10 protein-coding genes are annotated in these 12,691 nt (G+C 61.0%); all 10 read left to right on the forward strand.

The features are described 5' to 3' along the window. Positions 1–33 precede the first annotated feature (33 nt). The 10 genes from edd (at position 34) to BW33_RS13845 (ending at position 12,671) form a co-directional block, all read left to right on the forward strand. Entirely contained in the window at positions 34–1,860 is a 1,827-nt protein-coding gene (gene edd / locus BW33_RS13800; RefSeq protein WP_047599558.1) for a phosphogluconate dehydratase, read from the forward strand. Beyond that, positions 1,857–2,816, forward strand: a complete 960-nt coding sequence (locus tag BW33_RS13805) for a glucokinase (RefSeq protein ID WP_047599560.1) — start codon at positions 1,857–1,859, stop codon at positions 2,814–2,816. The genes edd and BW33_RS13805 overlap by 4 nt, the downstream gene beginning before the upstream one ends. A gap of 179 nt (positions 2,817–2,995) precedes the next feature. After that, complete coding sequence (locus tag BW33_RS13810) at positions 2,996–3,727, forward strand: response regulator (RefSeq protein ID WP_047599562.1); 732 nt, start codon at positions 2,996–2,998, stop codon at positions 3,725–3,727. Continuing rightward, the gene (locus BW33_RS13815) at positions 3,717–5,186 is read left to right on the forward strand and encodes an ATP-binding protein (RefSeq protein WP_047599564.1); all 1,470 of its coding nucleotides are present in this window, start codon (positions 3,717–3,719) and stop codon (positions 5,184–5,186) included. Before BW33_RS13810 ends, BW33_RS13815 begins: the two co-directional genes overlap by 11 nt. A gap of 214 nt (positions 5,187–5,400) precedes the next feature. Next, entirely contained in the window at positions 5,401–6,660 is a 1,260-nt protein-coding gene (locus BW33_RS13820; protein WP_047599565.1) for a D-mannose isomerase, read from the forward strand. Between the two features lie 118 nt (positions 6,661–6,778). After that, positions 6,779–8,080 (forward strand): ABC transporter substrate-binding protein, encoded by a 1,302-nt coding sequence (locus tag BW33_RS13825; RefSeq protein WP_047599566.1) that lies wholly within the window; start codon positions 6,779–6,781, stop codon positions 8,078–8,080. A 140-nt stretch (positions 8,081–8,220) separates the two neighbouring features. Continuing rightward, positions 8,221–9,129: a carbohydrate ABC transporter permease gene (locus BW33_RS13830; protein WP_007917874.1), complete on the forward strand. Its 909-nt coding sequence runs from the start codon at positions 8,221–8,223 to the stop codon at positions 9,127–9,129. Further along, on the forward strand, positions 9,122–9,967 hold the full coding sequence (locus BW33_RS13835; protein ID WP_047599569.1) for a carbohydrate ABC transporter permease: 846 nt from the start codon (positions 9,122–9,124) through the stop codon (positions 9,965–9,967). Before BW33_RS13830 ends, BW33_RS13835 begins: the two co-directional genes overlap by 8 nt. A gap of 2 nt (positions 9,968–9,969) precedes the next feature. Continuing rightward, a complete protein-coding gene (locus tag BW33_RS13840; RefSeq protein WP_025112826.1) occupies positions 9,970–11,130 on the forward strand; it encodes an ABC transporter ATP-binding protein in 1,161 nt (386 codons plus the stop codon). A 191-nt stretch (positions 11,131–11,321) separates the two neighbouring features. Further along, the gene (locus BW33_RS13845) at positions 11,322–12,671 is read left to right on the forward strand and encodes a carbohydrate porin (RefSeq protein ID WP_027612565.1); all 1,350 of its coding nucleotides are present in this window, start codon (positions 11,322–11,324) and stop codon (positions 12,669–12,671) included. The last annotated feature ends 20 nt before the right edge of the window (positions 12,672–12,691 follow it).

The following is a 12,691-nucleotide window of genomic DNA, read 5'->3' on the forward strand; positions in this document are numbered from 1 at the left end:
GGTCGCCACATCCGTTAGCCTGGAGTTCTACACATGCATCCCCGCGTTCTTGAGGTCACCGAACGGCTTATCGCCCGCAGCCGCGCCACGCGTCAGGCTTACCTTGCACTGATTCGCGGCGCCGCCACCGACGGGCCGATGCGCGGCAAGCTGCAATGCGCCAACTTCGCCCACGGCGTGGCCGGGTGTGGCAGCGAAGACAAGCACAGCCTGCGGATGATGAACTCGGCGAACATCGCCATTGTTTCTTCGTATAACGACATGCTCTCGGCGCACCAGCCGTACGAAGTCTTTCCCCAGCAGATCAAAAACGCGCTGCGCGAAATCGGTTCGGTCGGCCAGTTCGCCGGTGGTACGCCGGCGATGTGCGATGGCGTGACCCAGGGTGAGCCAGGCATGGAGCTGAGCCTGCCGAGCCGCGAAGTGATCGCCATGTCCACGGCGGTGGCGCTGTCGCACAACATGTTCGACGGCGCGCTGATGCTCGGCATCTGCGACAAGATCGTCCCGGGCCTGATGATGGGTTCGCTGCGCTTCGGCCATCTGCCGACGATCTTCGTCCCGGGCGGGCCGATGGTCTCGGGGATTTCCAACAAGGAAAAAGCCGACGTGCGGCAGAAGTACGCCGAAGGCAAGGCGACCCGCGAAGAGCTGCTGGAGTCGGAGATGAAGTCCTACCACAGCCCGGGCACCTGCACCTTCTACGGCACCGCCAATACCAACCAGTTGCTGATGGAAGTCATGGGCCTGCACTTGCCGGGCGCGTCTTTCGTCAACCCGAACACCCCGCTGCGTGATGCCCTGACCCGCGAAGCCGCGCATCAGGTCACGCGCCTGACCAAGCAGAACGGCAACTTCATGCCGATCGGCGAAATCGTCGACGAGAAGGCGCTGGTCAACTCGATCGTCGCGCTGCACGCCACCGGCGGCTCGACCAACCACACCCTGCACATGCCGGCGATCGCCATGGCCGCGGGTATTCAATTGACCTGGCAGGACATGGCCGACCTCTCCGAAGTCGTGCCGACCCTGAGCCACGTCTACCCGAACGGCAAGGCCGACATCAACCACTTCCAGGCCGCTGGCGGTATGTCATTCCTGATCCGCGAACTGCTCGAAGCCGGCCTGCTCCACGAAGACGTCAACACTGTGCTCGGCCATGGCCTGAGCCGCTACACCAAAGAGCCGTTCCTCGATAACGGTGAACTGGTGTGGCGCGAAGGCCCGATCGAAAGCCTCGACGAAAACATCCTGCGCCCGGTCGCCCGTGCATTCTCTGCCGAGGGTGGCTTGCGAGTGATGGAAGGCAACCTCGGTCGCGGTGTGATGAAGGTTTCCGCCGTGGCATTGGAAAACCAGATCGTCGAAGCACCGGCCATGGTGTTCCAGGATCAGCAGGATCTGGCCGATGCGTTCAAGGCCGGTTTGCTGGAGAAGGATTTTGTCGCGGTGATGCGCTTCCAGGGCCCGCGCTCCAACGGCATGCCCGAGCTGCACAAGATGACGCCGTTCCTCGGCGTGCTGCAGGATCGTGGCTTCAAAGTCGCGCTGGTCACCGACGGGCGCATGTCCGGCGCGTCGGGGAAAATCCCGGCGGCGATTCACGTCAGTCCTGAAGCGTATGTCGGTGGTGCTTTGGCGCGGGTGCAAGAGGGCGATATCATCCGCGTCGATGGCGTCAAAGGCACTTTGGAACTCAAGGTCGACGCCGCCGAATTTGCAGCGCGCGAACCTGCCAAAGGCCTGTTGGGCAACAACATCGGCAGCGGTCGCGAACTGTTTGGCTTCATGCGTTTGGCCTTCAGCTCGGCGGAGCAGGGCGCCAGCGCCTTCACTTCTGCCCTGGAGACGCTTAATTGAAACTGGCTTTGGTCGGTGATATCGGAGGTACCAACGCGCGGTTCGCGTTGTGGAAAAACCAGCAACTGGAATCGGTTCAGGTGCTGGCGACAGCCGACCATGCCAGCCCGGAACAGGCGATCAGCCTGTACCTGAGCGGCCTCGGTCTGGCGCCGGGTTCGATCGGTTCGGTGTGTCTGTCGGTGGCGGGGCCGGTGAGTGGTGATGAGTTCAAGTTCACCAATAACCACTGGCGCCTGAGCCGCACGGCGTTCTGCAAGACCTTGCAGGTCGAGCAGCTGCTGCTGATCAACGATTTCTCGGCGATGGCGCTGGGCATGACCCGTTTGCAGCCCGGCGAATTCCGCGTGGTCTGCGAAGGCACGCCGGAGCCGTTGCGCCCGGCGGTGGTGATCGGCCCGGGCACTGGCCTGGGCGTCGGCACTTTGCTCGATCTCGGCGAAGGCCGGTTTGCCGCGTTGCCGGGGGAGGGCGGTCATGTCGACCTGCCGCTGAGCAGTCCGCGTGAAACCCAGCTCTGGCGGCACATCCACAACGAGATCGGCCATGTCAGTGCGGAAACGGCGCTGAGCGGTGGCGGTTTGCCGCGCGTCTACCGCGCGATCTGCGCAGTGGACGGACATGCACCGACACTCGATACGCCGGAAGCGATCACTGCAGCCGGCCTGGCCGGTGACCCGATCGCCCTGGAAGTGCTGGAACAGTTCTGCTGCTGGCTCGGCCGCGTGGCCGGCAACAACGTGCTGACCACCGGGGCTCGTGGCGGGGTCTTCATCGTTGGTGGGGTGATACCGCGCTTTGCCGATTTCTTCGTCGAAAGCGGCTTCGCCCGCAGCTTCGCCGACAAGGGCTGCATGAGCGATTACTTCAAGGGCATTCCGGTGTGGCTGGTGACGGCGCCGTATTCCGGGCTGGTGGGTGCCGGTGTGGCACTGGAGCAAGCAATCCCTGCCTGAAATGCAATCAAACTGTAGGAGTGAGCGTGCTCGCGATAGCGGTCTTGGATTCAACATATTCGTTGACTGATACACCGCTATCGCGAGCAGGCTCACTCCTACAGGTGTTTTGTGGTGTTTGTAAAATCAGTGCTTAAGGCATAATCCGCCCCAATTCCAACAACAAGGATGCCTTCGAAGTGAGCTCAGTCAACAAGTCGATATTGTTGGTCGATGACGACCAGGAAATACGCGAGTTGCTGGAAACCTATCTGACCCGCGCCGGGTTTCAGGTGCGGGCCACGGCCGATGGCGCCAGTTTTCGCCTGGCACTCAACGAGGCGCCGAGCGATCTGGTGATCCTCGATGTGATGCTGCCCGATGAAGACGGTTTCAGCCTGTGCCGCTGGGTGCGCCAGCATCCGCGTCAGGCGCAGGTGCCGATCATCATGCTCACCGCCAGTTCCGACGAAGCCGACCGGGTGATCGGGCTGGAACTCGGCGCTGACGACTACCTCGGCAAACCTTTCAGCCCCCGCGAACTGCAAGCCCGAATCAAGGCGTTGCTGCGGCGGGCGCAGTTCGGCCAGGAACGCAGCGGCAGCGACGTGCTGGCCTTCGACGAGTGGCGGCTGGACATGGTCAGCCATCGACTGTTCCACACCGACGGCGAAGAAGTGATTCTCTCCGGTGCCGACTTCGCGCTGCTGAAGTTGTTTCTCGATCATCCGCAGGAAATCCTCGACCGCGACACCATCGGTAATGCCACCCGTGGCCGTGACCTGATGCCGCTCGACCGGATTGTCGACATGGCCGTCAGCCGCTTGCGTCAGCGCCTGCGCGACACGGAAAAACCGCCGCGCCTGATCCGCACCGTGCGCGGCAGTGGCTACCAACTGGCAGCCAATGTGGTTGCCGGCAATGCTCACTGAGTCGCTGCGCAGGCTTGCCGGCAAAGTGCCGGTGCCGCGTTCGCTGCTCGGGCGGATGCTGCTGCTGACCCTGTTGGCGGTGTTGTTTGCACAGACGTTGTCGAGCGTGATCTGGGTCTCGCAACTGCGTGCCACCCAGCTTGAAGGCCTGGTCACCAGCGCCCGCAGCCTTGCCCATTCGATGACCGCCAGCGTCAGTTATTTCCGCTCGCTGCCAGTGGCTTACCGGCCGCTGGTGCTCGACCAGTTGCGCAGCATGGGCGGCACCCGTTTCGTGGTGACGCTCAACGACAAACCGTTGGGTATGGACGTGTTACCGATTACCCCGCGCAAGGCTGCGGTGATTCAAGCGGTGGATGAAGTACTGCGCCAGTCGCTGGGCCATGACACTGATATCTCGGTGACCTTCGTCAGCCCCGAGGATCTGCGGATCTTCAATGCCGGGCTGAAGCTCGATGAGCTGCCGCGCTCCTGGGCGCATTACGCGCTGACTCTGGAACCGGTGAATCCGCCGGTGCTGGTCACGCAGATTCAAATGGCCCCGGGCGAATGGCTGTACATCGCCTCGTTGCTGCCCGAACCCTACACCAGTCTCGAAGAGCAAGGCCTGCCGGCGCAGCAGGTGTGGTTCATCGTCCTCACCAGCGGCTTCTTGCTGTTGTTCATCGGCTTGCTGGTGCACTGGCAGAGCCGGCCGCTCAAGCGTCTGGCGCGGGCGGCGCGGGATCTGTCGCTGGGCGCCGATGTCGAGCCGGTGGCCGAGGGCGGCGGCAGTGAGGTGGTGGAAGTGGGCCGTGCGTTCAATACCATGCGCGAGCGTATCAGCCGCTACCTGACCGAACGCAGCCAGTTGTTCAGCGCGATTTCCCATGACCTGCGCACGCCGATCACCCGTCTGCGTTTGCGTGTCGAACTGCTCGAAGACGAGAAGCTGCAAGCCAAGTTCGGTCGCGATCTGGATGAGTTGGAGTTGCTGGTAAAGGGCGCGCTGCAATGCGTGAAAGACACCGACATCCACGAGAACATCGAGCCGGTGGATCTCAATCATGTGCTCGACTGTCTGGTGGAGCCGTATCTGGCGCCCCACGGCAATGGCCGCGTGACCCAGCAAGGCAAGGCGCTGGCGGCGTATCCGGGCAAGCCTCTGGCGTTGAAGCGCTGCATCGGCAATCTGATCGACAACGCGTTGAAGTACGGGCAAACCGCGCATTTGCACATCGACGACGATGAGCGCGCGTTTGTCCTGCACGTCGACGATGAAGGCCCGGGTGTGCCGGAGCAACGGCTGGAGCAGGTGTTCGAGCCGCACTTTCGGTTGGCCGGGCAACAGCAGGGTTATGGTCTCGGTTTGGGCATTGCGCGCAACATTGCCCACAGCCATGGCGGCGAGGTGACGCTGCAGAATTTGCGTGAGGGTGGGTTGCGGGTGACCCTGCAGTTGCCGCGCAGTGTTGACTGATACCGCCCCTGTGGCGAGGGAGCTTGCTCCCGCTGGACTGCGCAGCAGGCCGTCTTTTGGGTGCCGCTTCGCGTCACAGCGGGAGCAAGCTCCCTCGCCACAAGTAATATGTGAATGTCACGAGCCGGTGACAAACCCCGCCCCCTTCGTTACAAGCCCACCCTGGCCCGTTGTTTAGACTGCCCGCAGTCATAACAACAAAAAAGGGCCACTCATGGACACCTTTCACCCAGGCTTCAGCAGTTGGCTGAACGCCCCTGCGCACCAGCAATGGCTCGCCGACGAAGGTCTGCGCCTGCTGGCGTTCGCCAAGGCTGCAAAACTGCCCGAAGGCTTCGGCAACCTCGACGAACGCGGTCGTTTGCCGCCGAACGCGCAAGCCGAAACCATGAACACCGCGCGCATGACCCACAGTTTTGCCATGGCCCATATTCAGGGCCTGCCGGGGTTTGCCGAACTGGTCGATCACGGCATCGCGGCCCTGCGCGGGCCGCTGCGGGATGCGCTGCATGGTGGCTGGTTTGCGGTCGCCGAACATCGCGATGGCAACACCGGCAAGAACGCCTATCTGCATGCCTTTGTCGCGCTCGCGGCCAGCTCTGCGGTGGTCGCGCAGCGTCCCGGCGCCCAAGCGCTGCTGGATGACGCCATCGACATCATCGACACGTATTTCTGGAGCGAAGAAGAGGGCGCCATGCGCGAATTCTTCAATCGCGACTGGCGCGAAGAAGAGGCCTATCGCGGCGCCAACAGCAACATGCACGCCACCGAAGCGTTCCTCGCGCTGGCCGATGTCACTGAAGATCCGCGTTGGCTGGTGCGTGCGCAACGCATCGTCGAGCGGGTGATCCATGGTCACGCTGCCGCCAATGGCTACAGGGTGATTGAGCACTTCGACCGCGACTGGCAACCGCTGCGCGAGTACAACCACGACAACCCGGCCGACGGTTTCCGCCCTTACGGCACCACTCCCGGCCACGGTTTCGAGTGGGCGCGGCTGCTGCTGCACCTCGAAGCGGCGCGGGTTCAGGCCGGAATGCTCACGCCCGGCTGGCTGGCGACCGATGCGCAAAAACTCTTCGAGCAGAACTGCCGTCACGGCTGGGACGTCGATGGCGCCCCGGGGATTGTCTACACCCTCGACTGGGACAATAAAGCCGTGGTGCGTCATCGCTTGCACTGGACCCATGCCGAGGCCAGCGCGGCGGCCAGCGCTCTGCTCAAACGCACCGGTGATGCGCAATACGAAACCTGGTACCGGCGGTTCTGGGAATTCTGTGAGGGCCATTTCATCGATCGCTGTGACGGTAGCTGGCATCACGAACTCGATCCGCAAAACCGCCCGAGCGCCGATATCTGGCCGGGCAAACCCGATCTGTATCATGCCTGGCAGGCGGTACTGATCCCTCGTCTACCCTTGTCACCGAGTATGGCAACGGCTCTGGCGCAAATATCCCGGGCTGTTCCTGTGTAACCATGTGGTGACATTTGCGCGTCCCTTCGTTACCTGCGAAGGGAATTGCCCTGTTTAAACTCCTGTGCAGCGCAAGCACCAGACTTGCATGCATAACAACAAGAAAGGTACATCTCAGATGAATGCGATTTCTCGCCTCGCTACTGTCATTTCTGTCGCCTCCCTGTTCCCGCTCGCAATTCTGCCTCTCAGTGTTTCCGCTGCCGAATCCAAAGGTTCGGTCGAAGTCGTGCACTGGTGGACGTCCGGTGGCGAAAAAGCCGCTGTCGATGTGCTCAAGGCGCAAGTTGAAAAAGACGGTTTCACCTGGAAAGACGGCGCTGTCGCCGGCGGTGGCGGTGCCACGGCCATGACCGTACTGAAAAGCCGCGCTGTTGCCGGCAATCCGCCGGGCGTCGCCCAGATCAAGGGCCCGGACATCCAGGAATGGGCATCCACCGGTCTGCTCGATACCGATGTCCTGAAGGACGTGGCCAAAGAAGAGAAGTGGGACGGCCTGCTCGACAAGAAAGTCTCCGATACCGTGAAGTACGACGGTGATTACGTGGCCGTACCGGTGAACATTCACCGCGTGAACTGGCTGTGGATCAACCCGGAAGTCTTCAAGAAAGCCGGCATCACCAAGAACCCGACCACCCTCGAAGAATTCTACGCCGCTGGCGACAAGCTCAAGGCTGCGGGTTTCATCCCGCTGGCTCACGGCGGTCAGCCTTGGCAGGACAGCACTGTGTTCGAAGCCGTGGTGCTTTCGGTCATGGGCGTTGATGGTTACAAGAAAGCCCTGGTCGATCTGGACAACAAAGCGCTGACCGGTCCGGAAATGGTCAAGGCGCTGACCGAGCTGAAGAAAGTCGCGACCTACATGGACGCCGACGGCAAGGGTCAGGACTGGAACCTGGAAGCGGCCAAGGTCATCAACGGCAAGGCCGGCATGCAGATCATGGGTGACTGGGCCAAGTCCGAATGGACCGCGGCCAAGAAAGTCGCCGGCAAGGACTATGAGTGCGTAGCCTTCCCGGGCACCGACAAGGCCTTCACCTACAACATCGACTCCCTGGCGGTGTTCAAGCAGAAAGACAAAGGCACTGCGGCCGGTCAGCAGGACATCGCCAAAGTCGTGCTGGGTGAAAACTTCCAGAAAGTATTCAGCATCAACAAGGGCTCGATCCCGGTTCGTAACGACATGTTGAACAACATGGAGAAACTCGGTTTCGACTCCTGCGCGCAGACCGCTGCCAAGGACTTCCTGGCAGACGCCAAGTCCGGTGGCCTGCAGCCGAGCATGGCGCACAACATGGCGACCACGCTGGCGGTGCAGGGCGCGTTCTTTGATGTCGTGACCAACTACATCAACGACCCGAAAGCCGACCCGGCCGATGCGGCCAAGAAACTGGGTGCGGCGGTTCAGTCGGCCAAGTAATGCTTGGCCCCTGTAGGAGTGAGCCTGCTCGCGATAGCGATCTGTCAGGTAAAGGATTCATTAACTGACACACCGCAATCGCGAGCAGGCTCACTCCTACAAGGGGAATGCCCTCGTAAATCATTATTCTGGATTTCCCCATGAGTTCTGTTGCTGTGTTCAGCAAGGCCTCGCCGTTCGATGCACTGCAGCGCTGGCTACCGAAACTGGTGCTGGCGCCGAGCATGTTCATCGTGCTGGTGGGCTTCTATGGCTACATCCTGTGGACGTTCGTGCTGTCGTTCACCACCTCGACGTTCCTGCCCAACTACAAGTGGGCCGGCCTGGCGCAATACGCGCGGTTGTTCGACAACGATCGCTGGTGGGTCGCGAGCAAGAACCTCGCGGTGTTCGGTGGCATGTTCATCGGCATCACCCTGGTGATCGGTGTGCTGCTGGCGGTGTTCCTCGACCAGCGCATCCGTCGCGAAGGCTTTATCCGCACCATTTACCTGTACCCGATGGCGCTCTCGATGATCGTCACCGGTACCGCGTGGAAATGGCTGCTCAACCCGGGCATGGGCCTGGACAAATTGTTGCGTGACTGGGGCTGGGAAGGCTTCCGTCTGGACTGGCTGATCGACCCGGATCGCGTGGTCTACTGCCTGGTGATCGCCGCCGTGTGGCAAGCCTCGGGCTTCATCATGGCGATGTTCCTCGCCGGCCTGCGCGGTGTCGATCAGTCGATCATTCGTGCCGCGCAGATCGACGGTGCGAGCATGCCGACCATCTACTGGAAAGTGGTGCTGCCAAGCCTGCGTCCGGTGTTCTTCAGTGCGGTGATGATCCTCGCCCACATCGCGATCAAGAGCTTCGACCTGGTCGCGGCGATGACGGCGGGTGGCCCGGGTTATTCCTCCGACCTGCCGGCGATGTTCATGTATTCCTTCACCTTCAGTCGCGGCCAGATGGGCATGGGCTCGGCCAGTGCGATTCTGATGCTCGGTGCGATTCTCGCGATCATCGTGCCTTACCTGTACTCCGAGCTGAGGACCAAGCGTAATGACTAGTCTCGCTGCCAAACCCGCCTTCAGCCTGAGTCGCGTCGCGATCTACGCGGTGCTGATCCTCGCGGTCCTGCTGTATCTGATTCCACTGGTGGTGATGCTGCTGACCAGTTTCAAGACCCCGGAAGACATCAGCACCGGCAACCTGCTGAGCTGGCCGACCGTGGTCAGCGGCATCGGCTGGGTCAAGGCCTGGGCCACGGTTGACGGGTACTTCTGGAACTCGATCAAGATCACCGTGCCGGCCGTGGTCATCTCCACTGCCATCGGCGCGCTGAACGGTTACGTGTTGTCGATGTGGCGCTTCCGTGGTTCGCAACTGTTCTTCGGTCTGCTGCTGTTCGGCTGCTTCCTGCCGTTCCAGACCGTACTGCTGCCGGCCTCGTTCACCCTCGGCAAGATGGGCCTGGCGAGCACCACCACCGGCCTGGTCTTCGTTCACGTGGTCTACGGTCTGGCGTTCACCACGCTGTTCTTCCGTAACTACTACGTGAGCATTCCCGATGCGCTGGTCAAGGCGGCACGTCTGGATGGCGCGGGTTTCTTCACGATTTTCCGGCGGATCATTCTGCCGATGTCGACCCCGATCATCATGGTCTGCCTGATCTGGCAGTTCACCCAGATCTGGAACGATTTCCTGTTCGGTGTGGTGTTCTCCAGCGGTGATTCGCAACCGATCACGGTGGCGCTGAACAACCTGGTCAACACCAGCACCGGCGCCAAGGAATACAACGTTGATATGGCAGCGGCGATGATCGCCGGCCTGCCGACCCTGCTGGTCTATGTGGTCGCAGGCAAGTATTTCGTGCGCGGGCTGACGGCCGGCGCAGTCAAGGGGTAATCATGGCAACGCTCGAACTTCGCAACGTCAACAAGACCTACGGTGCCGGCCTGCCGGACACCCTGAAGAACATCGAACTGTCGATCAAGGACGGTGAGTTCCTGATCCTGGTCGGCCCGTCGGGCTGCGGCAAGTCGACCCTGATGAACTGCATCGCCGGCCTCGAGACCATCACCGGCGGCGCGATCATGATCGGCGACCAGGACGTCAGCGGCATGAGCCCGAAGGATCGTGACATCGCCATGGTGTTCCAGTCCTACGCGCTGTACCCGACCATGAGCGTGCGCGAGAACATCGAGTTCGGTCTGAAGATCCGCAAGATGCCGCAATCGGCGATCGACGAAGAAGTCGCGCGCGTGGCCAAGCTGCTGCAGATCGAACACCTGCTGAACCGCAAGCCGGGTCAGCTCTCCGGTGGTCAGCAACAGCGTGTGGCGATGGGGCGTGCGCTGGCGCGCCGTCCGAAGATCTATTTGTTCGACGAACCGCTGTCGAACCTCGACGCCAAGCTGCGCGTCGAGATGCGCACCGAAATGAAACTGATGCACCAGCGCCTGAAAACCACCACGGTCTACGTGACCCACGACCAGATCGAAGCGATGACCCTGGGCGACAAAGTGGCGGTGATGAAGGACGGGATCATTCAGCAGTTCGGCACGCCGAAAGAGATCTACAACGATCCGGCCAACCTGTTCGTCGCGAGTTTCATCGGTTCGCCGCCGATGAACTTCATTCCGCTGCGCCTGCAACGCAAGGACGGTCGTCTGCTGGCGCTGCTTGACAGCGGTCAGGCCCGTTGCGAGTTGCCGATGAGCATGCAGGATGCAGGGCTGGAAGATCGCGAAGTGATCCTCGGCCTGCGCCCGGAACAGATCGTTCTGGCGAACGGCGAGGGCAACGGCCTGCCGAGCATCAAGGCCGAAGTGCAGGTCACCGAACCGACCGGTCCGGACACACTGGTGTTCGTCAACCTGAATGAGACCAAGGTCTGCTGCCGCCTGGCACCGGACGTGGCGCCTCAGGTGGGCGAGACCCTGACCCTGCAATTCGATCCGTCGAAAGTGTTGTTGTTCGATGCCAAGACTGGCGAGCGTCTGGGCGTTGCGGGCCAGGCGCAGACCGAAGCACGGTCGGCGAACGTCGCGCAATTCAAAGGCCGCTGAAGATCAATGCAGGAGTGAGCCTGCTCGCGATGACGGTGTATCAGTCGACAGAGATGTTGAATGTAAAACCGCTATCGCGAGCAGGCTCACTCCTACAAGGAGCAAGCGGTGCCCGGCCTGTCGAGCATCGCAATTTATGTAAACCGCGTTGGAAAAAAACAGTTAATAACAATAAAGACGAGGATGTAGGGATGAAAAAGAAACACGTCAATGCCCGGTTGATCTGCCAAGTGTCAGCTGCGGCGGCATTGGTGCTGGCCGGTAACGCCATGGCGGCGGATGCCTTCAGCTCCGACTCGAAATGGATGACCGGTGACTGGGGTGGCGAGCGGACCAAGCTGATCGAGCAGGGTATCGACATCAAGGCCGACTACGTTGGGGAAATGGGCGCCAACCTGCATGGCGGCTATAACGATGACAAGACTGGGCGCTACAGCGATCAGTTCGGTCTGGGCGTGGCGCTGGACCTGCAAAAGCTCTGGGGCTGGGACAACACTCAGGCCAAGATCCAGTTGACCAACCGTAACGGGCAAAACATCTCCAACGATCGCGTTGGCGATCCGCGTGCCGGCACTCTGTCGTCTTCGCAGGAAGTCTACGGTCGTGGCCACATGGTGCGTCTGACCCAGTTGTGGATTCAGCACCAGTTCTTCGACAACAAGCTCGACGTCAAGGCCGGTTACTTCGGTGAAGGCGAAGACTTCAACACCTTCCCGTGCGACTTCCAGAACCTGGCGTTCTGCGGCTCGCAAGTGGGTAACTGGGCAACCAACATCTGGTACAACTGGCCCGTCAGCCAGGCCGCGATCCGCGTGAAGTACAACATCAACGACGAGCTCTACGCGCAGATCGGTGCGTACAACCAGAACCCGTCGCAGCTGGAACACGGCAACGGCTTCAAGCTCAGCGGCAGCGGCACCAAAGGTACTGTTCTGCCAGTCGAATTGGTCTGGTCGCCGAAGGTCAACAGCCTGCCGGGCGAATACCGCGTCGGTTACTACAAGAGCACGGCTGACGCCAATGACGTCCGTGAAGACGTCAACGGTTTCGACGCGGCGACTACCGGCGACGCGTACAAGACCCACAGCAGCAAACACGGCTACTGGTTCGTCGCGCAACAGCAACTCACCAGCCACAACGGTGATGCATCGCGCGGTCTGAACATTGCGGCCAACGCCACGTTCCACGACAAGGACACCAACTTCATCGATAACTATCAGTCGGTGATGTTTGTCTACAAGGGCCCGTTTGACGCGCGTCCTAAAGATGACGTGGGTATCGGTGCGGCGCGTATTCATGTCAACGATGACGTGAAGAAAAACGCCGAGTTCCTGAATGCTTCCAACGGTGTTTCGGACTACGACAATCCGGTGTTCTCGCCGATTCGTGAAACCGAATACAACTACGAGATCAACTACGGCTTCCACGTCACCAACTGGCTGACCGTTCGTCCTAACCTGCAGTACATCACTCATCCGGGCGGTGTGGATGAAGTGGACAACGCTTTGGTCGCTGGTCTGAAAATTCAGTCTACGTTCTGACGCGTCTGCGATAAGCTCCT

The organism is Pseudomonas sp. RIT288 (genome assembly GCF_000631985.1).
Classification (GTDB): Bacteria; Pseudomonadota; Gammaproteobacteria; order Pseudomonadales; family Pseudomonadaceae; genus Aquipseudomonas.